Genomic DNA, 24,997 nt, shown 5'->3' with positions numbered 1-24,997 from the left:
CATCAGGTGATTTTCATTTGCAGCGACAGCCTGGCGCCTTCATCCTTTTTTGATTCCAAAAAAAGCTTTGCTCCCATTTCATCTGCACGCCTTTGCATATTGTCAAGACCGTTCCCACGTTTAACCGTTAGCGTGTCAAATCCTTTTCCATTATCGCTTACCGAAAATTCCAGTATACCATTCGTTTCTTTGATCACTAATTCCAGCGCTGTTCCATTACTGTATTTTACGGCATTATTAATAGCCTCTTTACAGAACAAATAAATATTTCGTCTTTGCTCTACCGGTAAACTGAGCTCAGCCATTCTTTCGTATACCTCAATTTTTACTTCCATATTCTTCGCCGATGCCATTTGCCGGGCATATTCTTCCAGCTTGTCTGTTAATTTTTGCAGGCTATCCTGCTGAGGATTATTCAGCCAAACAATATCGTAGAGCTTATTTACCATTTGTACAGATGATTGCTCCATTATATCCAACGAATTTTCTATCCCTCTTTTATCATCCAATTTTAGCTGCTCTTTGGTTAGATGACTGTACATGGCTATTCCGCTGAGTGTGGAACCAATATCGTCGTGTAATTCTGCTGATATTTTATTACGGAATTGCTCTACTGCCAATTGTGATTGTATTTTTTCGAGAACAAGTTGCTTTTCCTGCCAATGCCATTTTTGTAACATTGCAACGAGAAGAAAGATCATATCACTCAATATGCCCAAACGGATAAACAATAACGGATAACCGTAAGTAAGCAGATGTTCTGCTCCATAATTTCTCAATATATTCATTAATAGAGTCAGCAGGGTTCCCGTGATATAACAAATTAACCCCCAGACAAGAAGTTTGGAAAAGGGATACTGATGTTTTGAAATATGAAGAATAACCGTAACTGCCGGAAATATTGAAATGAGATTTACAATATAAAAAATAATCTGACGATTAACTTTTAGAGAAGCAAGTACCACAAATATTATAATCAATACCGGAACAGACCACAGTGCAATTCTGAATACCGCTAAGGATTTTTTTTCTGCTGCTATATCTATATAAAAAAATCGCAAGAAAAGCAGGTAAAGAAAATTCATTATAATGATAACAGGTGTGTTGAAATTGTTGTACCAGGATGAGTTCCAAACTTCATCCTCGGGAATATTAAAAAAAGTTGCAGGCGCGTTAATAAAAAAATAGGCTGCTGCTGAGAGCAGGAAAAGACTATAAATGAGCAGGTAATTCCGGCGGGTAATAAAATAGAGGATTAAGAAAAGTATTACCTGAAAGCAAAGTATCCCCTGGAAGAAAAGGTAGAAAAGTTCTATTGTCCTGCTTTGCATTCAAAATGAATTAATGTACTATTCCGGAGCTAAAAATAAATAGCATTTCTCAAAGCGTTTAATATTCCTTAAATTTTAATAGCTTTTACCAGGTTTTACAGGCAGGAACCTTCGTTCTTTCCAGATTCCAATAACAATTTTGCGCCAATCTCATCTGCTCTACTTATCACACCTCCACAATATAGTATCTTTACAAAAAAATATCTGTGATAGAAATTGATAATGTTCTGGTAAGCGATGAGGTGGTAAAAGCGCAATTTGTTTGCGACCTTGTGAAGTGTAAGGGCGGCTGTTGCGAAGATGGGGATGCCGGCGCCCCCTTAACCAATGAAGAAACAGAAATGCTCAATGATGCTTTTGAAACGATGAAACCTTATCTTACTAAAGAAGGATTGGAAGAAATTGAAAAAAGAGGCAGATATTATTACGATAAGGATTTTGGCTGGGTAACCCCCACCGTTAATGGGAAGATTTGCGCTTACGGGCATTACGACAGCAAAGGCATTATTAAATGCGGGATAGAACAGGCTTATTTAGATGGTAAAACACAATGGAAGAAACCCATAAGCTGCCATTTGTACCCGGTTAAAACAAAAAAAACAAGAACTTACGAGCTGGTCAATTATGAGCCCCGGGAAACGCTGTGCAATCCTGCCTGCCAGTTGGGGAAAAAGCTGGAGGTTCCTGTATATGTTTTTCTGAAAGAAGCATTGATAAGAAAATTTGGAGAAGATTTTTACAACGTTCTTGACCAGGCCGCAAAACAATATTACGACGAGCATGACTGAGCAGGCATCTACATTTATCGCCAAAAGCACCATCAAGGCAGCCGATCTTGAGCATCGCCGCACCATCAATCATAATATCGGGAAGTATAATGCTGCAGTACCCGCAGGTAAGCTGCAGTTCTATGACCTGAACTTAGCCAGGGAAAGAGCAAAGAATGTGAAATGGAGAGCCATAGAAACGCTGGATCAGCAATTAGAGGAATTTGAAAGACAGTTTACAGCAAGAGGCGGTAAGGTAATATGGGCGGAAACCGCAGAGCAGGCTTTAAATGAAATATTAATGATCTGTAAAGCAAGAGCCTGTAAAACCATTGTGAAAAGTAAAAGCATGGTGACGGAGGAAATTCACCTGAATGCTTTTTTGCAAAAAAATGGTATAGAAAGCATAGAAACAGACCTGGGTGAGTATATACAACAGTTAGACGGGGAAGCGCCCTATCATATTGTTACTCCCGCTATGCATAAAAGTAAAGAGGATATTGCTAAACTTTTTGCTGAAAAATTAGGAACAGATTCAAAGCTCAACCCGGAACAGTTAACCCTGGTAGCCCGTAATATTTTGCGCGAAAAATATACACAGGCCGAAATAGGCATTACCGGCGCCAATTTTTTAATTGGCGATATTGGCGCTATTGCCATCACAGAAAATGAAGGAAATGCCCGGTTAAGCTGTGCCTGGCCGCCCGTACATATTGCTATTGCGGGCATCGAAAAAATGATTCCTTCCTTTTTGGACCTCGGGCTTTTTTGGCCCCTGCTTTCAACCTTTGGCACTGGTCAGCGCGTTACCGTTTACAATACCATTGTTTCAGGACCAAAGCAGGCCGGGGAAACGGACGGTCCTGAAGAAATGTATGTGATATTATTAGACAACGGACGAACCAACCTGTTGGCCAACGCAAAGACGCGTGAAGCATTATACTGTATTCGCTGTGGCGCCTGCCTCAATGCGTGCCCTGTATATAAAAACATTGGCGGACACAGTTATAACACCACTTACAGTGGTCCTATCGGGAGCATTATTACCCCCCATTTAAAGGGACTTGATGAGTGGAAACATTTAAGCTATGCTTCTTCGCTTTGCGGAAATTGCACGGAAGTGTGCGCTGTAAAAATAAACCTGCATGAACTATTGCTCGAAAACAGGTATGAAGCGGTAGAACAGCACAATACTTCCTTTGCTGAACGGGTGGCATGGAAAGGATGGAAACAGGCCATGCTGCATCGCGAAATGATGAATATGGGAAATGGCAAATTGAAAAGCTGGTTTGTAAATAAAATGTTTAAGGGATGGACAGCCCACAGAAGCGCATTGCATTTTCCGCCAAAAACCTTTAACGAAATGTGGAAAGCGCAGCATGCCGAAAAGAAATAATTCTTCCGGCTTCGCTAAATACTATACAGCATAGAAAAATTACTTAGTGAATTTTTTCGGCTGATACCCCTTACTTGTTTATTTTGTGCAACAAATTTGCCTATGGATAGATGCTTTTGATATATTCCACATATAACAGCCCAAGGTTGCAGTATATTACAGATGTTTTGTTGCATAGCCAGAGCGGTATTGAAGTATCCCTTACAACCAGTCCCGATGAGTTTATACAGTATGGAGGCGCTAAGATCAATTATTCCCAAAGCAGCCTGACTGATGATGAATTGAGGGTAATGCCATCGCCACTGCTATTTGAAAACAATATTGTTCCGCAAAATATACTTTGTAAAGAACAGGGAAATTATAAGGTATTGTTTCCAACTGAAACCGGCGATCTGCACTTTGATATTTTTGCCGCATCGTTTTATTTGCTCAGCAGGTATGAAGAGTACCTGCCTCACCAGCCCGATGAATACGGGCGCTTTGCGCATACGGAAAGCATAGCATACAAAGAGGGCTTTTTGCAACAACCCATAATCAATTACTGGCTCTTTGATTTTCAAAAAATATTGCAGGCAAAGTTTCCTTTCCTTGTTTTTGCCATAAAGAAATTCAGGTTTATCCCTACTTACGATATTGACATCGCTTTTTCCTATTTGCATAAGGGCATTACAAGAAATGCAGGCGGATTGGTACGCTCCCTGCTAAAAGGAGAGCTGGCAGCCATAAAAGACCGTATGGATGTGCTGACAAAGAAAAAGGAAGATCCCTTTGATGTATATGAATGGCTCTATGCTTTACATTTAAAATTCAGCCTGCAACCTTATTATTTTTTTCTTGTGGCGGGGGCAGCCGGCGAATATGATAAGAATGTTGATCCGCATCATGCAGAAATGCAGGAACTGATCAGGTATCACGCCATTGGATACAATGTGGGCGTACACCCTTCATGGCAAAGCGGTGACGATATTGCATTACTGGATGAAGAAATAAATACGCTTGAAGATATCATTAATCGTAAAGTAGTACACAGCCGTCAGCATTATATCCGCTTTACGCTTCCCGGTACATACAGGCAACTGATTGCCCACGGTATTTTAAATGAATTTTCGATGGGCTATGGAACAATCAATGGTTTTCGCGCTTCCATAGCTTCGCCTTTTTACTGGTATGATCTTTCCGCAGAAACAAAAACACCCTTGCTGGTATATCCTTTCTGTTTTATGGATGCCAATGCATTTTATGAACAAAAGCTCACGCCTTCACAAGCCTTTACTGAAATACAGTACTATCATGATGTAATAAAAAAAATTGATGGTACCATGATCAGCATCTGGCATAATAATTTTTTTGGCAATGATCCCCTGTTTAAGGGCTGGAAGGAAGTATACGAGGTGTTTTTGGATGAAGTGGTGTATTGGGATCTGTAGTGTCAGTAGTAAGTGGTGAGGAGTGAGTCAACTACCCTTCAGCTTCTGCCAGTTGTTTTACATTTTTCATGGCCTGCGAAAGTTGCGTGGTAGCGCTCCGCCCAAGGAACTTCCACCACATCCAGCTTAAGGGACCTTCCACCCATATTTCATGCGTAAAAGTGGTCTTCATATTGTGATAGCCCAGGAAGCGGTGAATATGTATTTGAGCCAAAGGAAGTTTAGTGGTAACCGTATAAGAAAAATTCGGATCACAGGAGGTAACTGTGAATTCCGCTTTGGGTCCTTTTTCAGGAATAAATACACCGTGTACGTTTTTTTGAAAATTGCCTTTAAGTAAGGCCCCGCGTAGCATCACATCCCATTGTTTCCAGTTTTTTACATCCGTCCATATTTTCCAGATTCTTTCGGGGCTTGCGGTTGTTAACATGGTATGAGTGATGTGCATATATGGGATTTTAAAACTGGATGACAAGGTATCCTTATTACAAGGAATAAAAATGAACAAATTATACAGAGCAGGTTTAACCAACTGTATTTTATTGATTATCAGCTTATAGCCGCTATATTAAGTTTATGTTACGTGAATGAAAGCCATTAATCATATTGCGCTGTATTCAGCTATTCACGTTCCATCCTTGCCTTTCTTTTAAATCCTGTATTTACAAGATAAATTCCAAGTATGGTTACCAGCGTTCCGGCAGCAATGATTATGGTTAGCTTTTCATTGTTCAACAGTGCGCCAACAATTACAGCCACAATGGGATTGATATACGCATATACTGATACCTGCTGTGCGGGCAATCTTTTTAGCGCATAAATAAAAGCGGAATAGGTAATGATGCTGCCCACAAATACCAGGTACAAAATAGAATACCAAACTTCTGCGCCGGTATCCGTTATTGCTGTATACTGCCCGCTGAAATAAGCCGCCAGCAGAAGCACAATGCCTCCAAGAAACATTTGCCAGCCCAGGCTGAAATAAGGGTTAACATGTTTGGCATTTTTTACAGTAAATATGGTACCGAAAGCCCAGGTAACAGAGGCTATAAGATTTAAAACGATGCCCACGGAAAAAGATGAATTAAAGAGATCCTCCAGATAATCAGAAAAAATAATGAGTATACCGCTAATACCAAGCAGTAAGCCGATGATCGTCATGGTATTGAGCTTCGTTTCTTTAAATACAAATGTGCTCAGGATAGCAATCCATAAAGGAGATGCCGCACCTATTACCGCGCCCAGCCCGCTGGGGATATACTTCATTGACCAGGTGCTGAAGCCATTATTGATTACGATCATCAGCAGGCTCATCCATCCAAACTGTATGAACTGATCGCGGGTGGGCAGCTTAAATCCTTTTATAAAAAAATAACCCAGAAAAAAGGAACCTGCAAGGAACTGGCGCAGTCCGGAAAGCTGCAGGGCAGGCATATGCTGCACTCCCTTTTTAGAAGCCAGCCATGTGGTACCCCAGAAAAAGCAAACCACTATTACCGCCAGGATCGCTTTGGTTCTGTCGCTTTGATTGCGGAGGTAAACGGGTTCTATGATGGATTTAGCCCTGCCATAAATATCGTAGATATAATTTTTCATAACAGGTGCTGCAGGTAAGCCATGCAGATAGTGCCATATTGTTTTTTAACTGTGAAACCTAAATGACAAGTCAATCGTTGTTGTTCCACCTTATATTACAGACACTACAAAGCTGCTGTTAATGCCTGAAATGTCTTAAACCGGTAATAACCATCGCCAGGTTATGCTGTACGCAATATTCAATGGAATCCTTATCCCGTATAGAACCGCCGGGTTGTATAAAAGCAACGATGCCAGCTTCATGACCCAGCTTTACACAATCGTTAAAAGGGAAAAAAGCATCCGAAGCCAGTACAGCGCCATTCAAATCGAATTTGAACTGGCCTGCTTTTTCCACAGCCTGGCGCAGGGCGTCTATGCGGCTGGTTTGTCCGCATCCTTTGCCCAGCAACTGCTTATGCTTCACCAGTGCAATGGCATTCGACTTTAAATGCTTGCAAACAATATTGGCAAAGCCCAGGTCTGCTCTCTCGTCAGCAGTTGTTTCCCTTCCCCCCGTTTCTTTCCATTCGGAGTAATTGCCCTTATCATTTTCCTGCAACAGCACGCCATTCAGTATTGTTTTAGACTGGTGTGTGGCAGCAGGCTTTTGTTTCAGCGTAAGTAATATCCGGTTCTTTTTACTTTGTAAAGCACTAAGCGCGTCAGCATAATACCCATCGGCAATCAGTACTTCAAAAAATATTTCACTGATGGCTTCCGCAGTGGCCTTATCTACCCTGCCATTGCATACCAGCACGCCGCCAAATGCGCTCTCCGGATCACCCGCCAATGCCGCGTCCCAGGCCTCCTTAATGGTTGCGCGGGAAGCTATTCCACAAACATTGGTATGCTTAATAATAGCAAAAACAGCTTCGCCCCCTGTTTCATTAAAAGAAGGAAACTCACTGATCAGTTGAACGGCAGCGTCTACATCTACTAAATTATTATAGGAAAGTTCTTTGCCATGCAGCTTATCAAAAACATGATTAAGGTCGCCGTAAAAAATGCCCTGCTGGTGGGGGTTTTCACCATAGCGCAATACCTGCTGTTGCCCCGAATGATTAAGCGGTAATGCAGTAGAGGGATTGAAATAATTGCTGATGGCAATATCGTAATGCATTACAATTTCAAAAGCTTTTGCGGCATATGCCCGGCGCTGTTCGAAGTTAGTTTCCCCATTCTGCGTGGAGAGCAGGTTTACCAATGCCGCATAATCATCTTTAGCCGCTACAACCAGCACGTCTTTGCAGTTTTTTGCCGCGGCACGGATCATAGAAGGTCCGCCAATATCAATCTTTTCAGTGATCATTTTTTCCGCTTCTTCCGCAGTTCCTGTAAAGGACGATGATTTAGCCTGCGCCAGTGTTTCTTCAAAAGGATACAGATCAACGATCACCAGGTCTATTTCGGGAATTTTATATTCCTTCATTTCTGCCATATCCTGCGGCACATCGCGGCGACCTAAAATTCCTCCAAAGACAGCCGGATGCAGGGTTTTTACCCTGCCTCCCAATATGGAAGGATAGGTAGTAAGACTTTCCACCGGTACACAGGGAATGCCAATATCTTCAATAAATTTTTGAGTACCTCCCGTAGAGTATATCGTAATACCAAGGCGCTGAAGTTCTTTTACAACGGGTTCAAGTCCGTCTTTATAAAAAACGGAAATTAGTGCGGAGCTGATCTTTTTCTGCATAGTATATATTGCTGTACACCCTGCGGCAATAATAGCTACTCCTCAGGGAGTTGAAGTTATAAATCAAGTATAAAAGCGCCATCTTCCTGTACCGAATGGCGGCGCAAATGTAAACTATCGCAGTCATTTTTCCATTGACGGGTTTTCCACGCCGGGGCGGAAGCGTCAAAAACGTATTGCCGGCAGCGAAACACCTGCTGCAGACGGCTAATGCGCACATTTACATTTTTAGAGAGAATAATGATATCCACATCTATCGGCTGAGCAACACGTGGTAAGACGGTAATGGTATCCAGCAAAAGAATACGCTTGTTATTAAAATAGAAGAAAGGTGAAACCGTTTTCATGTTTTTAAGACTATCTGCCGCCTGCATTCTGAATAAAAGCCGGGAAGGATTAAGATGAAAATCATGCAGAAAAGGATCGGTTGTCAAAGCCTCATCTCCGGCAAAGTAGTAATTTCTTCCACTTATAAAATCAACAGCGCTATGGCGGGGTATATTGTATACAATAAGTTTATGTTGCTTTTGCTTATCCCTAAAATCAAGCATGCGGCAAAAGGCAAAGGCCAGCAACGCCATTACCGCATATGGCAACATTTGTTTTTTTACCTTCATCAACCATGTAGCAACAGCAATAATAAAAACGTATAACAAAACTGCCTGAAGAATGGAGATGAAAATATTATTGCTAACGGCAAAAGGAATACCATCTACAAAAGTTATAAAATTGTTCATCATCCGCAACACAACAGAGAGTATTTTACCTGTAAACACGGCAACAACTGGAAACAGGGAGAGCAGGCAAAGCAATATCTCACCATATAGTATAAAACCGGAAAGCGGAACAATTACCAGGTTACTGAGCAGGAAGAGATTGGGCACCTGGTGAAAATGATAAATGCTTAAAGGCGTGGTAAGAACCTGTGCAGCAAGTGTAACGGCAACAAGCTTCCACATATAATTGGCAAAAGCATATTTAAAATAGAACCTACTGGTGATGGGGCGCAGAAAGATAACGATACTTAATACCGCGGCATAAGACAACTGGAAGCCCACATCCCAAAGAAAAAAGGGGTTCCAGCACAAAAGAAAAAAGGCCGATGCGCTTAAGGTGTGGTATACCGATATTTTCCTGCGCATACTTTCGCCCACTACGATAAAAGAAAACATAACAGCGCTTCTTAAGATAGAAGGACCCGCGCCTGAAAGTAAGGTGAACAACCATAGTACCGAGAGTATAACCACTCCCCTCACCCATTTTGTTTTTGCATTGCGTTGCAATGGTTTCAGCAGTACAATCAGCAATCCATAGATCATTGCCAGGTGCATGCCCGATATAGCAATAACATGTATTACCCCGGTGTTGGCATATGACTGTACCAGGTCGCGGTCCAGGTCATCGCGATAACCAATTAGCAATGCCTCTGCAACCCCGGCTTCACGCTTACCCGGAATATACTTTTTCAATATTTCTAATAGTCTCTTACGCGACTGCTGCATCTGGTTTGTATATACAGACAGGGTTTGCGCCTTGCTTACCGTAAATTCATTTTCTGTAAGATATACCTGGTGTGTAATACCGTGAAAAAGACAGTACCGGCTATAATCGAAGGCGCCGGGATTGCCGGTGTTTTTTATAGCCTGCAATCTTTTTTCAAAAACAATGGTTGACCCGTGATCCAATCGCGATAAAAGACTGCTGTCTTTTTTAAAATAAATAATGATGCTGCCTTTGGTTTGAACCACGCTATCATTGCGTATAAGCGCATACACCGTAGCATCGGCTTTGTAGGATTTATTCTTTTCAATTAAAGGTTCAGATAAAACAGCAACCACAGCCGTGCTGTCGCTATACAAATGGCCAAACCAGTTTTGTTGATGCGTAATATTTTTAAAATGCGTGATGACTGCCCCAAACAGCACAACCACAATCATAAGCGCAATACCGTAAACCCATTTGTGCAGGTATAAAAAATAGCCACGAAACAATTGTGCAAGCAGAAAAAAAAGAACAGCAATACCTGCGATAATACTCATGTTCTTTATAGAAAGGGGGAGATACCATTGCAGCATTATCCCAAACATCAGCGGGATGAGCAGGCGTATAAACGGTGCATGTTTCCATACAGGAACCACAGGTAGCAACATGATTAAAAGTTAAGAAAGAAGCGGGGAATAACAAAATTCCCGGAGCAGTATATTTTTCACTTACAATATACCATCTGTAAAAGGCAGTCCATATAATCTGTGGCCATATGCCACAGCAGGCCAATAGCGACTAACCGGGCAGGTCTAAAAAATAACAATAGAATATAAATAACAATAGCCGGATAACTATGCAGCAAATGAAAACCTATACTGCACCTCCAGGCCGCATATACAGGGGTAGCCAATACATGATCCGCATCTACCATCATCGTCAGTAACAAAATACCATAAGCCTTTACCCAATGCTGCCTGTACAGTAACAGGGCAATAAAAACAGGAACAATAAAATGAAATGAATAGTGAATGATCTGCTGCATCAAAAACCCTTTCTTTTAAAAGGTAATAAACTAATCTGTTGCAATATATGTTTTCCGCTTTTAGGAGGTCAGGAAAATCAGTAGTATATAAACAGCTTGTTAAATTGTAGAAAAAATTACTCCATATCCTTCCTTTTCAGATTCCTACAACCCAATGTTCCAAAGGGAATTGCATTACGGCACGATATTTTATTACTGTTAATGAAACTGATTTACTAATAATAAAATTACAGATTATGCAAAAGAAAGGATTAGGCCTGCTTATTGCAGCAGCGGCAGCTTATGGTTATTACCGGTTTTCTAAAATGACCCCGGAACAAAAAAAAGCATGGAAAGAAAAAGGCATGAAATTCATAGATGAAAATTTTAGTCTGGGAAACCTGTTCGGGAAGAAAGCCCCTGCACCTGAAAACAATTTTCAGTCATAAGCACTTTCAATATTGACTAAACATAAAGGATACCCGCTTCATATCCTTTATGTTTATCAGTACGCTTCGTATTCTACTCCCTATTATGCGCTTATTCCCTGAATTCCAGGATATCTCCCGGCTGGCATTCGAGTACTTCGCATATTTTTTCCAGCGTTGAAAAACGCATGGCTTTGGCTTTTCCTGTTTTCAATATGGAAAGATTGGAAAGCGTTATATCTACTTTCTCCGCCAGTTCCGACAACGACATTTTGCGTTTGGCCAACATCACATCCAGGTTAACGATTATTGCCATAGCTTAAACGGTTAATGCATTTTCTTCCTGCAAAACAATTCCTTTCCGGTATACAGTAGCAATGATCCAGATGATCAGTCCTGTTATAATACCACTTCCTGTATTGGTAATTAACCCCAAATGAGGTGTTGTAACCGACTGGCGTAAAAAACTGTTAAACAAAAAATAGTCTGTTAATTTTAGGAGGTCAGCAACGATGAATAATGCGGCCAATATCTTCAGCCGTTTTGTAATGCTATACTTAAACGGGTCATCAAGATTGGTTTCGCTGAAAATCTTTTTAAAATTCCACAAAACAGCGATCCCCATTCCCATGAAGATCAGTTTTATGAATATGGTATAATAACCAATTGCGGAGTTGGGTTCAATCTCAACACTGTACCTGTTGGCCATGGTGCGGTACCGCACCAAACTATCAGCAGCATACAGGTATGGCTGTTCTGCCTGCCCTTCTCCAAAAGCCGTCATTTCATATACATAATTTTTTCCGCTTAGTTTTCTATCCTTATCATTTCCCACAATATTGAATATGGAAACACATAACAAAAAGCCGGTAAAAACAATCAGCACCCACATCAAAATATTAGTAGCTATTCTCAGGAATGATAAAACAAACTTCGGTTTCATTGCTTTAAATTTTATACTGCAAGAGTAATACTTATTTTATTAATAAACAAACTATTTTTATTGTTTATCAATAAATAATATTCGTATAATGATAAATAAAATAAGCATCCCGCAATAACTGCTCCATGGAAACTGAGATACTGTTTATATGCGTTGCCGGATTACAATTCATCACTCATTACATTTGCGCTGCATGGATGTATCTTACCTGGCAATTTTTATTTTAGTAACAGCAGGCATGCTTTTTAGTGTGCTGAAAAAAAAATTAACAGTTGCAGCGGCGCTCACAGGAGGTTTGCTGGCGGTTATTGTTTTTATAGGAGGAGGCTTTACAGGCATAGGGTTGTTAGCAGCCTTTTTTACTTTGGGTGTTAGCGCTACCGGATGGAAGTTCAATACAAAACTGAAGGAAGGAATTGCAGAAGATACACAGGGAAAAAGAAATGCAGCGCAGGTTTTCGCTAATGCAGGCGTAGCTGCTATCCTGGCTTTACTGGCAAAATACAATCCGGGGGCGGCCGAAGTGTTACTTCTGATGCTCGCTGCAAGTTTTTCTGCCGCCACTGCCGATACGCTGTCATCGGAATTAGGAAATGTTTACGGCAGAAGATACTATCACATTCTTTCTTTTAAAAAAATGCAACGTGGGGCAAATGGCGCGGTGAGCCTGCAGGGAACTGTTGCCGGAATTATAGGAAGTGCTGTTATTGCGGTGATATATATTTTAGGAACCGGCTGGAACGGGCAGCATTTCCTGGTTATAATTTTGGCCGGCACAGCGGGTAACATAGCAGATTCTATATTAGGGCTTACTTTAGAAAACAAAGGACTGCTTACCAATAATGCAGTTAACTTTTTAAATACGGCTGCCGGAGCGGCAGTGGCGGGGGTATTGTATGTGCTGTAAGCGCTTTCCTTCAGGCAAACTTTTATTATCCGGAGGGCTTTTTACACCCGGGCAATTGAGTGGAGGCGAGACTCAGGCGAATTCGGATAAGCTTGCTCGTTGCGGTTGAAATTATGGGCTTCCATCGCCGGGGCTTCATAGCAGCCACATAGCATTTTCATGAAAACCCCGGCGAGATACAAAATTTTGGCAACTGCTATAGCAGTTTTCTTCAGCAGGAAGCCACTATACCGCACTTCGTCAACTGGTTGCTGTTATTTTTTAATTACCAAATAATTGGCTGCCACTTATTGTGGGAAGAAACAGATATTTGCTAAATGAAAAAAAGTATTCAAATTCTGCTTCTGTTAGCTATTGCCATTTTCTTTAAAAACTCCATTTCCGCTCAAACTTTAGCTCAACTGGAAAAGAAAAGGGTGGGACTTCCGAACGGCTGGTCATTGACGCCCGTTGGAAAAAATATTCCGGTTGGCGACCTTCCCCTTAACCTTGTAGTAAGTAACAATAAAAAATGGCTGGCAATTACCAACAATGGGCAAAGTACACAGACCATTGACCTTATTGATATCAAATCGGGCAAAAGGGTGGATAGCATCATTATTGCCAAATCCTGGTATGGCCTTGCCTTCAGTAAAAATGATCGGTTTATATATGCATCCGGGGGACACGATAACCGCGTTAATAAATATTCGATCGTCAACAACAAATTGCGTCTGGTGGACTCATTAATATTAGGTGACAAATGGCCGGAAAGGATCGGCACAGCCGGGCTCGACATAGATGAAACCATTCACAATAAATTATTTGTGGTGACTAAAGAAGACAACAGTCTATACGTTTTTGACCTGGCCACAAAAAAAATAGTGAATAAGATTGCTTTAGGTTTTGAAGCCTATACCTGTAAACTATCTTCCAGCAAGAAGAAACTTTATATCAGTTCATGGGGCGGAGGCAAAGTGTTGGTTTATGATATTGCGCAGCAAAAAATAGCCGCAGAGATTGCTGTTGGCAGCCACCCCAATGAAATGATCCTCAGCAAAAACGGATTATATCTGTATGTAGCCAATGCGAATGATAATTCCGTTTCTGTGATGAATACCAAAACCAACCAGGTAATTGAAACATTAAACGCCGCTTTATTTCCCGGTGCACCCAGTGGCTCTACCAGCAATGGCCTGGCTTTGAACGGCGATGAAAAAACACTGTATATTGCCAATGCCGATAATAACTGCCTTGCTGTTTTTGACGTTTCCGTTCCAACCAAAAGTAAATCCAAAGGATTTATACCTGTTGGCTGGTATCCCACCAATGTGAAAGTTGTGGGCAGGAAGATCTATGTCACCAATGGTAAAGGCCTGTCTTCTTTTGCCAATCCGGATGGACCTAATCCTGCTGTTAATAAGCAGGTGGTGCTAAGACACGAAGGAGACAGTACAAAACCGGCAAAAGTTCAATACATCGCCGGACTGTTTCATGGCACATTAAGTATTATTGATGAATCTGCATCGGATCAGCTCAGCGTTTATTCACAGGCAGTTTATAAAAACACGCCCTATTCAAAAGAGAAAGAATTAAATGCGGAGGGCGAACCCGGCAATCCTGTTCCCATGAAAGTTGGAGACACTTCACCCATCAAACATGTCTTTTATATCATTAAAGAAAACAGGACTTACGACCAGGTATTAGGTGATGTGAAAGAAGGTAACGGCGATACCAGCTTAGTGTTATTCGGAGAAAGAATCACGCCTAACCAGCATAAACTGGTAAAGGATTATGTATTGCTGGATAACTTTTACGTAGATGCGGAAGTAAGCGCTGACGGACACAACTGGAGCATGGGCGCTTATGCCAATGACTATCTTGAAAAAACCTGGCCCTCCAGCTATGGTGGCCGCGGCGGCACCTACGGTGGCGAAGGTGAACGAAAGATCGCCAATAACAGGGATGGGTTTATATGGGACCACAGTGCAAGGCACAATGTAAGCTTCAGGTCTTATGGCGAATTTGTTTCCAAAGGTGTTCCTACCCTGGATGTATTAAAAGGCCATATAGCCGATTATACCGGTTACGATTTGAGTGTAAGAGATACTACCCGCTTTTATCAATGGAAAAAAGACTTTGATTCATTGGTGGCCGTAAATGCTTTACCGCAATTAACTACCCTGCGTTTTGGCAATGACCATACCGAAGGAATGAGGGCAGGAAAAGCAACACCCTTTGCACATGCAGCCGACAATGATTTAGCGGTTGGAATGTTTATTGATTACCTGAGCAAAAGCCCTGTGTGGAAAGAAAGCGTTGTATTTATTTTAGAAGATGATGCGCAAAATGGCCCCGACCATGTAGATGCTCACCGCAGCCCAGCCTATGTAGTCGGACCCTTTGTAAAACGAAATCATGTGGATCATACCATGTACTCAACATCCGGCATGTTAAGAACGATTGAATTAATACTCGGTATGCCGCCAATGACCCAGTATGATGCCGCTGCCACTCCGATGTGGAGATGTTTTACCAATATGCCCGATTACACGCCTTTTGATCATCTTCCTTCTAATATAGATTTGAATGACAAAAATCCTGCGCATACACCCTTAGCTATCTTCTCAGAAAAATTTGACTGGTCGAAAGAAGATGCTGTACCTGATCTTACTTTTAATGAAATACTATGGCAGGGGATAAAAGGCAAACCCGCACCCTCGCCGGTAAGAGCTGCATTTTTAAAACGTAATCACAAAGAAGACAGAGGAGAAAAGGGTGAAGACGATTAATGAAAACAGTTCTCATGCAATTTACCATCCCGGACAAGCAGACCGGGGTGGTTTTATTTTCTCCATGCTGTCCGCCTTTACATAAAGGATAGAAAATAATAAGTGCAAGTAATGATGAAAAGTTTAATCATTTTTTTTGCTTTATGGCTGACCGCACACTTCGGTGCCGGAGCCCAAACAGCAATGGAGCAAAAAGAAGACACGATCACACGGCTGCTTGATGAAGTAGTATTAACAGCGCAACGAAATAAACAGCAAAATTTATTAGTGCCCTATTCTGTTAGTAGCCTTTCGAAAAAAAAATTACAGGAATTTACTCCGCGTACTTCACCTGAGGCATTAATGGGAATGAACGGCGTATTTGTGCAAAAAACAAATCATGGCGGCGGGTCTCCTTTTGTAAGAGGGCTGACCGGTAACCAGACGCTGCTCCTTGTAGATGGCATCCGGTTGAACAATTCTACTTTTCGTTATGGCCCCAATCAGTATCTTAATACGATTGATGTTTATACCATTAATCGTATCGAAGTCGCAAAAGGAACAGGCTCTGTTCAATACGGAACCGATGCAATAGGCGGTGTTGTACAGATGTTTACAAAAGACCCTGTCTTTACAGATAGCAAACCGGTTTTCCAGGGCAAGGCTATTGCCAAATATATGACGGATGATATGGAGAAAACCATCCGGGCTGAGGCCAACTATTCAGGTAAAAAATTTGCTTTCGTGGGTGGTATTTCTCATCGCAGGTTTGGTGATTTGGTGGGTGGCGATACAACAGGAAAACAAATACCCTCGGGGTATAATGAATGGGCGTTTGATGCCAAAGCAAAAATGCTGCTTAGTGAAAACACCCAGCTTACACTGGCTAACCAGTTTTTGCAACAACAAAATGTTCCGGTCTATCATAAGTTAAAACTGGAAAATTTTGCAGTGAATGAAATGGATCCGCAGCAGAGATTATTGAATTATGCAAGAATAAACACAAAGAATAAATCGGCGCTGTTTAGTGAAACAGAAATAACGCTTTCCTGGCAGCAAACGCTTGAAGGAAGGAACAGCCGGAAAAACGGCAGTACTGTTTTACGAAAAGAAAAAGATATTACCAACACGATTGGATTTACAGCCGATGTGTTTTCAAAACCAGGTAAATATTGGACAGCAAATTCCGGTATTGAATTGTATTATGATAAAGTGGGAAGCACAAGAAAAGATATCAACACACCGGATGCAACAATGACTTTTTTGCGTGGTTTATATCCTGATGATTCGCGGTATGGAAATTATTCTATTTACTCCATGCATCATATAACGTTTAAAAGATGGATCGTTGATGCAGGAATACGGTTTAATACTTTTTCAATCCGCATCAGCGATACTACACTGGGCAATGTAACAATTTCGCCTTCAGCATGGGTGGGCAATGCCGCTGTTTTATACCGCCTGGGTCAAAATCAGCATATTTATACATCTTTCAGCAGTGGTTACCGGGCGCCGAATGTTGATGATATGGGTACCCTGGGCATTGTTGATTTTCGTTACGAAATCCCAACGACTCATCTTAGCCCGGAAAAATCACAACATACAGAGCTGGGTTATAAGTTTAAGACAAAATATTTTAGCGGAACATTTGCGGCTTATTATATGCATCTTGATAATTTGATAACAAGAGAGAAAGCAGAAGGGCAGTTAATAGATGGTTACCAGGTATATCAAAAAGAAAATACAGAAGCAGCTTATATTAAGGGATTGGAAACGGAGATGAATTGGAATGTAACAAGAAAGTTGAACTTAACCGGAAGTGTTGCGTATACATACGGCCAAAGTTTAAGTAAAAAAGAGCCCTTGCGCCGTATTCCGCCCTTTAACGGAAGATTGATGAGTATGTACAAAAAGAATAAATGGTTTGCCGCGGCGGAATTTCAGTTTGCTTCTCATCAAAGAAGGTTAGCACAGGGCGATAAGGAAGATAATCGCATCCCGGTTGGTGGCACACCAGGATGGGAATCGCTTAATTTTTTTGGCGGCTATAATTTATCCATGATTCGGATAAATGCAGAGATACAAAATATTTTTAATGAAGATTATCGTACGCATGGCTCCGGCATAAATGCCGCAGGAAGAAATGCATGGATATCGGTAAATGTAATTTTTTAAAAAAATGCAACATCAAATTGAACAGGCAGTAATGATTATGCGGAACTGGTAAGTAAATTAAAAAGAGCATGAAAGATATTCCCAGGGAAAGAAAAGATATTAGGTATTGCAAAACGTTTAAAAGAAAGATTTTCTTCGAAACTCCGGCCCCCAAGGGGCTGGAACAGACAACAGCTCCTAATAATTATTGCCGGAACAGCGGGTAATGTAGCAGATTCTATACTGGGTGATTACTTTAGAAAACCAAGGGCTCCTGAATAATAATGCGTTGAACTTTTTAAATACGCGGCTGGAGCGGTGGTGACGGGGGTATTGTATAAGTTGTAGATGCTTTCGGTCAAAGCAAACCTTAATTAAAATCTTTTAAGAAACTACACAAGATTATATCTGCGGAAATTCATTTGGCACACAAGCATCTGCAAAGAACTTACCAAATTCTTCTAATCTTCTTGTATTATGAATTAGAGATCCAGTCTGATTTCCTAAGAGGTCTATAACTGCCTCTTGATCTCCTATTTCATATGTACCTGCTAAATTTAAACTATGCAGATGATTCATGTATAGTAAAAAATGCATAGGAAAATACAATTTATCGGAAGGGAATTCTTCGTAGATTTTGCGATGATTGTTCCACCTATTTGTCTTAGCATCTATATCAATTTGTTGAGTCATTTTATAATCTTGTTTCTTAAGGAAAAATAATATTAAAGCCTCATCATGACTTAGTTGTTTAATGATATTGGGAAAGGCTGGATGGGCTAAATCTTGCTTTGTCCTATCAATAGAATTAGAGAGCAAGTTTACAAACAATTCGCTTAATAAGGAGTTTTCACTGCATAAGCTTAACCCTTCGAGTACTGGAATAACAATTTGTGGGTGTCCTTCGACCAAGTTTATATCCTCTACTTTCGAAGCAACCTTAATAAGGTAGCGTTCCCACCGGTCATGTTGAGCAGCCAAGTATTCGAAAGGAGCAAGTAAAAACCTGGAAGTTTTCGTCACACTTTCAATTGCCTTTCCAATTTGTATCATTGCCGGACGAAAAGCATCATCATATACCTTTTCAACTGGAATTATATCTTTTGGATTCATTATTAAAGGTTTCAAGATATTATTTATAGCAAATAAAATTTCCTTCTCTTTACCCCCTAATCAAACCCCGGCACCTTCATGCATTCTCCACCTTTCAACGCCGACTGGTGGGCAACTATACCCGGCGCTGTATAGGCCAGCGCTTCGTGTATGTTCACTTCGGGACTGCGGTTGCTGATTAATGCATCAATAAATTCATGGGTAATAAAAGTGTGCGAACCATCGTGCCCGCTGTTGTGGCGCAGGGGTTGGGGCAGCATATCCGTTTGCCACCATTGGGGTTGCTTGTATGCTTTTACCGTTGCTTCTTTATGCTGAAATCCGGCATCATCACGCCCCATCGTTTCTGCCGCCTGAACCATTGTGTGCTCCTGCCCTTCCTGCAGCGCAGAGAAAAAGCTCATCTTATCGCCGCGCCACTCACCGCGTTCCACACCCCTTAAAGCACCCCGCCAGTTTACTTCCACCCGGAACGGATTGCCCTTGCTGGTTTTAAAGAATGCCGTTTCATTCCAGAATGGATTGTTGTAAGGATTGTCTTTGAGCAAAGGGCTGCCATCACCCCAACCCATCCCACTCACTTCAGTAAGACGCTCGCCGGTTACCGCAATTAAAAAAGCGGTACAATGGGTAGGATAATGCATTGGGGGAAATCCATGCCGCCAGGTTTGTGCACCATCTTCCCAAAACAGCACTTCCAGTCCCGGGTGATTGTATTCCGCCGCGGCACTGAAAATATTACCAAACTTTCCTTCGCGGTACATTTTTTTTACGGAGATGGTATTCTGACGATAAACAGTGGTTTCCGCCATCATATAGGTAAGTCCTGTGCGTTTTACTGCATCGCGCAGCGCGGCGCATTCTTCCAGCGTCATAGCCGCGGGCACGGCGCACAATACATGTTTACCGGCATCTAATGCTGCCAGCACATGACGGGCATGGTCGGGTGCACCTGTGGCGATGAATACCGCATCAATTTTTTTATCCTGCAAAAGTTTCTCCAGCGATTCATAGGTCTTTTTGCAATGGTATGTTTTTACCAGCACATCCCTGCGGTCGGCACGCAAATCACTCACTGCTTCAACAATACAGTTGGGATGTTCATGAAAATAAAAGCTGGCGCCGAACCTGCCGCCTATAATGCCTATCCGGATCTTTCGGTCACTAAAGGGTTCTCCTGCAAATGCAAAACGGGGATTTAAAGCCATTCCTGCTCCTGAAAGTGCGGCCAGACGGAGGAAATGGCGGCGGGGCAATATCGAATTGTTTTTATGGGTTGATTTGGGCATAAGGGTGATTTTACGATCGTATATTTTATTTCAGAAACCCATCCACATTTTCTTTCGTCACCAACTGAAATGGAATGAATATTTCTTTCTTTTCTACCGGTTCTTTTTTGATGAGTTGTATAGCCATATCAATGGCGCCTGCGCCCTGTCCTTTCGCATCCTGGTAAACAGTAGCATCTAATCTGCCGTCTTTCACCGCCTGCAACGCATCGGCAATGGCATCAATGCTCACCACTACCACTTTATCCTTTAGTTTGGCCTGCTCCAATGCCTGCAATGCGCCCATGCCCATTTCGTCGTTGTGTGCAAATACAGCATTAATTTTATCGCCATAGCTTTGTATCCAGTTTTCCATTAAACTCATTCCCTTGGCCCTGTCCCAATCTGCTGTTTGTTGCGCGAGAATTTTTATACCGGGATATTTACTGAGAATGGTTTTTGCACCGGCAGACCTTTTGATCTGTGCCGCCTGTCCCATATAGCCTTCTATGATCACCACATTTCCTTTCCCGTTCAGCAGCTTAGCGATTTGCTCCATGGCTATTTCACCGGCTTCTTCATCGCGGGAGCCTGCAAATCCATCGGGTGCAGCGGCTGTTTCTGAATTTACATTAATGATGGGTATGCCGGCTGCTTTGGCTTTTTCAATAGCGGGCGAACTGGCTTCTACTTCGCAGGGATTGAGAATAATGGCGTCTACCTTTTGCGAGATAAATGTTTCTATCTGCTGCACCTGTTTGTCGGCCGTACGTTGCGCGTCATTTACAATCAGCTCAACATTTTTTTCTTTGGCGCGTGCTTCCATAGCATCTTTTACATTCACTACAAATTCAGACTGCAGGCTGAGCATGGAAGCGCCTATAACAAAACTTTTTTCGCCATTCTTGCTACCACCCCGGTTACACCCTGCCAATGCCATTCCCGCAAGGGCCATAACAAATAATACTGTACCTGGTTTATGCATTGTATAATTTTTTGGATGGGTAAGATATGCATTTTTTACGGCCTCCAAAACCGTAAAAATGGAAATAATAAATGAAATGCATTCCTGATGAAGAACAGGAGTTGAGGACTTTATTATTTTCCTACACCTGTCAGGAATAATATTTGCGAATAAATACACCTGCTATTGATGAGATCAAACTATGATGCATGCCGAAGGAATCATATACTTCTTTTGCCCATTGCTTTACAATTTCCTTACAATCTTCTGAATTGTACGCATTGAGCAGGTCCGAAGTGGTTATGCGCCCTCTTTGCTGCAGGGGCGGCGGCATTAAAAATGCGGTTTTATTTTTCTTATACTGATTAATAATATTACTCAACAAAGGCGTTTTAGCATAATCCCATGCTATATTTTTTTCAAAAATGAGGAACAGTCTTGCCAGGTGGATATGATTGTTCCATGGTCCGTGTAATTCACAATGCTGCAAAGCCATAGCATCAACACTCAGGAAACGGGTCAGGTAACATGACGGGTCATTAAAATCAAGTATTGCAGCTATATGATGAAGATTGCTATGGCATTCAAAAACACCGCGGGCCACAGGAGCGCCACAAAACTGGCAGGGGCCTTCTCCCTGCAAAACAATACCGTTTTTCTTCGCGTAATCTTCCAGGTTTTGCATAGCCTGATGTGCATTCAGTTTACCGATCCTGTTTTTAAACGCTGTGCAGCCTTTCTACTGCGTATTCTTCCTGTCGAGCAGCACAGCACCAATAATAATAATGCCCTTAATGATCTGCTGATAGTAGGATGTTACATTCAATAAATCCAGCCCGTTATTGATTACACCTATGATCAATACGCCGATCACCGTTCCGGCAATACTTCCCCTTCCACCCAATAAACTGGTGCCGCCAATTACTACCGCTGCTATGGCATCTAACTCATACGCGATGCCCGCATTGGGCTGACCCGTGGTTATGCGCGAAGCAAGTACAATACCAGCCAGCCCTGCCAGCCCGCTGCACATAATATATGCAAACAGTTTTACCCCGCTTACCCGTATGCCGGAAGCTCTTGCGGCATTTTCATTACCACCAACTGCATAAATATAACGGCCGATGCGGGTATAATTTAAAATTACAGCCGAAACAATGATCACCAGTACAAACAGTAATATCGGCACAGGAATATGCAGCAGGTCGCCGCCACCAATATAATTAAAAGCGGGTGAAAGATTCGTAACCGGCCTGCCATCGCTCCATACCAATGCCAGTCCCCTTGCTATCGTCATCATACCCAGTGTAACAATAAACGGGGCCACCTTTCCCAGCGTAATGGTTAACCCGTTGATGGCGCCGATAATAACCCCGGTGAGTATGCCCAGCATAACCGGAACAACGAGGGCATAGGTGCCGGGATGGGCAAAACTGGCGGCAACTACTCCTGTTGCCGCCAGCACCGAACCCAGGGAAAGATCAATACCCCCGGCAATAATAACGAACGTAACACCAATGGCCAGTATACCGTTAATGGATACCTGCCGTAATACGATGATTATATTTTGCGCCGTAAAAAAATAGGGCGTGGCAATAGACAGCATGATGCATATCACAATAAAGGCTATGAAAATGCCGTACTTAGAAAGGTAGCCGGATGATGATTTTATTTTCGCCAGGTTCATTTTTGAATGGTTAAAAGAAATTGGGTCTATGGATATAATCTCCAATTCATTTTAGTGTCGCTTTTTTTAAACTTTTACTTTTCTGCCGGCCTCACATCATGGCATATTGCATAATTTTTTCCTGCGTGGCTTCGGCGCCGGTAAATTCTGCTTTTATGCAGCCGTTATGCACCACGATTATTCTGTCGCTCATGCCCAGTATTTCCGGCAGTTCGGATGAGATCATGATGATCGCTTTTCCTTTCGCTGCCAGTCCATTCATTAGCCGGTATATCTCTGCCTTAGCGCCAATGTCAATACCTCTTGTGGGTTCATCGAGAATAATAATATCCGGGTCATTGAGCAATACTTTTGCCAGCACAATTTTTTGCTGGTTACCACCACTTAAAAAATTAACCACCTTGTTGGCCGATGGTGTTTTGATAGCAAACCGCTGAATTTGCAACTCTGCAATGCTACGCTCCTTTTGCATTTCAATAAACGGACCCTTGCAGCAACTTTTTAATGCAGCCAGTGTAATATTATGTTTCACCGTACCAGACAGTACAAGCCCGGTGCTTTTCCTGTCTTCTGTAATCAATCCTATTCCATAACGTATAGCGTCCTTTGGTGAACGAATGGTCACCGGTTTGCCCTTTACAGCAATCGTTCCCTTATATATTCTATCCAGGCCAAATATCGCGTTTACAATTTCTGTTCGTCCTGCCCCCATCAGCCCCGCTATTCCAAGGATCTCACTACTGCGTACAGAAAAACCAATATCACTGAATTTCGCGCCGGTTAAACCCTTAACCGACAAAGCTACCTCACCCGGAACAATATTTCTCTTTTCAAAAATGGTATTCAATTCCCTTCCTACTATCAGCGAGATCAAACCTTCTTTGCTTATTGAATCCACCGGGTGCGTGGCAATATATTTACCATCACGCATAACCGATATGGTATCCGCGATCCGCAATATCTCATCCATTTTATGCGATATGTAGATAATAGCGATACCCTGCTGTTTCAAATCACGGATCATATCAAACAGCACGGCGGTTTCCCTGTCGGATATTGCTGAAGTGGGCTCATCCATAATAATAAGCTCAGCCTTATTGGACAACGCTTTGGCAATCTCAACCATCTGCATTTCCGCGATGCTGAGGTTTTTCATGCGGCGGGTAACATTTATTTGCAGCCCTAATTGATCAACAAGCAATTGTGCATCCTTATTTCTCTTTTTACGGTTGATCCACCCGGGAATAGCCGTGGTAGGCTCTTTTCCCATAAAAATATTTTCCGCCACGCTCAGCTCCGGGAAAGGCAGCAGTTCCTGGTGAATCATGGAAAAACCTGCCTTAAGGGCGTCATGCACCGAGTTAAAAGCTATGGGTTGTCCCTTATAGATAATTTGTCCTGAATCGGGCGTATATATCCCGATCAGGATTTTCATTAAAGTAGATTTTCCTGCACCGTTTTCCCCCATTACTGCATGCACTTTTCCTTTTTCAACATGCAGTTGCACATTATCCAGCGCCTTAACACCGGGAAAAGATTTTGATATATTTTCTGCACGCAGCAGGTATGCGGGATTCATTATTGTAAACTGCTTAATTTATTTCTTCACAATATAATATCCTTCATCTGAAATGATCTGCTTATTATCTTTCAAATGAAAAAGATTCATGATGATCCGGATATCCGGCTTATTAAAAAGACAGAGATGATGCCAGCCATATATTTCACCGGGAGCAGGGTTTTCCAATTCATAGCGTCCCTTAAAATAATACAGGAAAACAATATTGGAAGTAAACTGTCCATGCCAGTCGTTGTGCAGCGAATCCTTTGCGGAAGAACGATGGATATTTATAGTAATTCCCGGTACAGGCGACAGGAAATTAGTCCAGCCATACGATACGGTGAAAGTAACGTCATCAGGTTGTTCGTTTGCCGGAGTAATATGGGCATACTTACCGAAAAAGCGGGATAACCGCGCCAGGGCAAATATTCTTATAACAATAACAAATAAGTACAATGCAAAAAGAAAGCATAAAAGGGAATACAAAAAAACAGGGATGGTATACATTAGATAAAAATAAT

At 41.9% G+C, this 24,997-nt stretch carries 22 protein-coding genes; 7 read left to right on the top strand and 15 right to left on the bottom strand.

The window, feature by feature from the left end:
• Nucleotides 1–2: 2 nt before the first annotated feature.
• A complete protein-coding gene (locus FRX45_RS08510) occupies nucleotides 3–1,331 on the bottom strand; it encodes a sensor histidine kinase (RefSeq protein WP_152267972.1) in 1,329 nt (442 codons plus the stop codon).
• A gap of 206 nt (nucleotides 1,332–1,537) precedes the next feature.
• On the opposite strand from FRX45_RS08510, the gene FRX45_RS08505 reads away from it, so the two are divergent.
• The 3 genes from FRX45_RS08505 (at nucleotide 1,538) to FRX45_RS08495 (ending at nucleotide 4,921) form a co-directional block, all read left to right on the top strand.
• The gene (locus FRX45_RS08505; RefSeq protein WP_152267971.1) at nucleotides 1,538–2,119 is read left to right on the top strand and encodes a DUF3109 family protein; all 582 of its coding nucleotides are present in this window, start codon (nucleotides 1,538–1,540) and stop codon (nucleotides 2,117–2,119) included.
• Nucleotides 2,112–3,494 carry a LutB/LldF family L-lactate oxidation iron-sulfur protein gene (locus tag FRX45_RS08500; protein ID WP_152267970.1) on the top strand — a complete coding sequence of 461 codons (1,383 nt, stop codon included), beginning with the start codon at nucleotides 2,112–2,114 and terminating at the stop codon, nucleotides 3,492–3,494. Before FRX45_RS08505 ends, FRX45_RS08500 begins: the two co-directional genes overlap by 8 nt.
• A gap of 146 nt (nucleotides 3,495–3,640) precedes the next feature.
• Complete coding sequence (locus FRX45_RS08495; RefSeq protein WP_152267969.1) at nucleotides 3,641–4,921, top strand: polysaccharide deacetylase family protein; 1,281 nt, start codon at nucleotides 3,641–3,643, stop codon at nucleotides 4,919–4,921.
• Nucleotides 4,922–4,952: 31 nt separating this feature from the next.
• Here FRX45_RS08495 and FRX45_RS08490 read toward each other — a convergent pair whose 3' ends face one another.
• The 5 genes from FRX45_RS08490 to FRX45_RS08470 all read right to left on the bottom strand — a co-directional run bounded on the left by FRX45_RS08490 (nucleotide 4,953) and on the right by FRX45_RS08470 (nucleotide 10,722).
• A complete protein-coding gene (locus FRX45_RS08490) occupies nucleotides 4,953–5,369 on the bottom strand; it encodes an SRPBCC family protein (protein WP_152267968.1) in 417 nt (138 codons plus the stop codon).
• 173 nt (nucleotides 5,370–5,542) lie between these two features.
• Nucleotides 5,543–6,517 carry a DMT family transporter gene (locus tag FRX45_RS08485; RefSeq protein ID WP_152267967.1) on the bottom strand — a complete coding sequence of 325 codons (975 nt, stop codon included), beginning with the start codon at nucleotides 6,515–6,517 and terminating at the stop codon, nucleotides 5,543–5,545.
• Nucleotides 6,518–6,635: 118 nt separating this feature from the next.
• Nucleotides 6,636–8,195, bottom strand: coding sequence for a bifunctional phosphoribosylaminoimidazolecarboxamide formyltransferase/IMP cyclohydrolase (purH, locus tag FRX45_RS08480; RefSeq protein WP_152267966.1), 1,560 nt, complete (start codon nucleotides 8,193–8,195; stop codon nucleotides 6,636–6,638).
• Between the two features lie 56 nt (nucleotides 8,196–8,251).
• Entirely contained in the window at nucleotides 8,252–10,345 is a 2,094-nt protein-coding gene (locus FRX45_RS08475) for a ComEC/Rec2 family competence protein (protein WP_152267965.1), read from the bottom strand.
• Between the two features lie 56 nt (nucleotides 10,346–10,401).
• Nucleotides 10,402–10,722, bottom strand: coding sequence for a DUF6122 family protein (locus tag FRX45_RS08470; protein ID WP_152267964.1), 321 nt, complete (start codon nucleotides 10,720–10,722; stop codon nucleotides 10,402–10,404).
• A gap of 236 nt (nucleotides 10,723–10,958) precedes the next feature.
• On the opposite strand from FRX45_RS08470, the gene FRX45_RS08465 reads away from it, so the two are divergent.
• Nucleotides 10,959–11,150, top strand: a complete 192-nt coding sequence (locus FRX45_RS08465) for a hypothetical protein (RefSeq protein ID WP_152267963.1) — start codon at nucleotides 10,959–10,961, stop codon at nucleotides 11,148–11,150.
• 91 nt (nucleotides 11,151–11,241) lie between these two features.
• On the opposite strand, the gene FRX45_RS08460 is transcribed toward FRX45_RS08465, so the two are convergent.
• On the bottom strand, nucleotides 11,242–11,445 hold the full coding sequence (locus FRX45_RS08460; protein WP_152267962.1) for a helix-turn-helix domain-containing protein: 204 nt from the start codon (nucleotides 11,443–11,445) through the stop codon (nucleotides 11,242–11,244).
• 3 nt (nucleotides 11,446–11,448) lie between these two features.
• Entirely contained in the window at nucleotides 11,449–12,072 is a 624-nt protein-coding gene (locus tag FRX45_RS08455) for a DUF2975 domain-containing protein (protein WP_152267961.1), read from the bottom strand.
• A 193-nt stretch (nucleotides 12,073–12,265) separates the two neighbouring features.
• On the opposite strand from FRX45_RS08455, the gene FRX45_RS08450 reads away from it, so the two are divergent.
• The 3 genes from FRX45_RS08450 to FRX45_RS08440 all read left to right on the top strand — a co-directional run bounded on the left by FRX45_RS08450 (nucleotide 12,266) and on the right by FRX45_RS08440 (nucleotide 17,904).
• The gene (locus FRX45_RS08450; protein ID WP_152267960.1) at nucleotides 12,266–12,979 is read left to right on the top strand and encodes a DUF92 domain-containing protein; all 714 of its coding nucleotides are present in this window, start codon (nucleotides 12,266–12,268) and stop codon (nucleotides 12,977–12,979) included.
• Nucleotides 12,980–13,296: 317 nt separating this feature from the next.
• Nucleotides 13,297–15,750 carry a bifunctional YncE family protein/alkaline phosphatase family protein gene (locus FRX45_RS08445; protein WP_152267959.1) on the top strand — a complete coding sequence of 818 codons (2,454 nt, stop codon included), beginning with the start codon at nucleotides 13,297–13,299 and terminating at the stop codon, nucleotides 15,748–15,750.
• A gap of 111 nt (nucleotides 15,751–15,861) precedes the next feature.
• Nucleotides 15,862–17,904 (top strand): TonB-dependent receptor plug domain-containing protein, encoded by a 2,043-nt coding sequence (locus FRX45_RS08440; protein WP_152267958.1) that lies wholly within the window; start codon nucleotides 15,862–15,864, stop codon nucleotides 17,902–17,904.
• Nucleotides 17,905–18,285: 381 nt separating this feature from the next.
• Here the strand turns inward: FRX45_RS08440 and FRX45_RS08435 are convergent, their stop codons facing one another.
• The 7 genes from FRX45_RS08435 to FRX45_RS08405 all read right to left on the bottom strand — a co-directional run bounded on the left by FRX45_RS08435 (nucleotide 18,286) and on the right by FRX45_RS08405 (nucleotide 24,983).
• Nucleotides 18,286–18,996, bottom strand: coding sequence for an Abi-alpha family protein (locus tag FRX45_RS08435; protein ID WP_152267957.1), 711 nt, complete (start codon nucleotides 18,994–18,996; stop codon nucleotides 18,286–18,288).
• Between the two features lie 56 nt (nucleotides 18,997–19,052).
• Nucleotides 19,053–20,285 (bottom strand): Gfo/Idh/MocA family protein, encoded by a 1,233-nt coding sequence (locus tag FRX45_RS08430; protein ID WP_152267956.1) that lies wholly within the window; start codon nucleotides 20,283–20,285, stop codon nucleotides 19,053–19,055.
• Between the two features lie 25 nt (nucleotides 20,286–20,310).
• On the bottom strand, nucleotides 20,311–21,249 hold the full coding sequence (locus tag FRX45_RS08425) for a sugar ABC transporter substrate-binding protein (protein ID WP_152267955.1): 939 nt from the start codon (nucleotides 21,247–21,249) through the stop codon (nucleotides 20,311–20,313).
• 130 nt (nucleotides 21,250–21,379) lie between these two features.
• Entirely contained in the window at nucleotides 21,380–21,913 is a 534-nt protein-coding gene (locus FRX45_RS08420) for a DUF5946 family protein (RefSeq protein ID WP_152267954.1), read from the bottom strand.
• 54 nt (nucleotides 21,914–21,967) lie between these two features.
• A complete protein-coding gene (locus FRX45_RS08415; protein ID WP_152267953.1) occupies nucleotides 21,968–22,915 on the bottom strand; it encodes an ABC transporter permease in 948 nt (315 codons plus the stop codon).
• A gap of 91 nt (nucleotides 22,916–23,006) precedes the next feature.
• Nucleotides 23,007–24,494 (bottom strand): sugar ABC transporter ATP-binding protein, encoded by a 1,488-nt coding sequence (locus FRX45_RS08410; protein WP_193311630.1) that lies wholly within the window; start codon nucleotides 24,492–24,494, stop codon nucleotides 23,007–23,009.
• Between the two features lie 18 nt (nucleotides 24,495–24,512).
• The gene (locus FRX45_RS08405) at nucleotides 24,513–24,983 is read right to left on the bottom strand and encodes a hypothetical protein (protein ID WP_152267951.1); all 471 of its coding nucleotides are present in this window, start codon (nucleotides 24,981–24,983) and stop codon (nucleotides 24,513–24,515) included.
• Nucleotides 24,984–24,997 lie beyond the last annotated feature (14 nt).

The sequence above is a fragment of the Agriterribacter humi genome, assembly GCF_009192765.1.
Lineage (GTDB): Bacteria > Bacteroidota > Bacteroidia > Chitinophagales > Chitinophagaceae > Agriterribacter > Agriterribacter humi.
The sequence above is the reverse complement of the archived record's forward strand: the minus strand, read 5'-3'. Positions and strand labels throughout refer to the sequence as shown.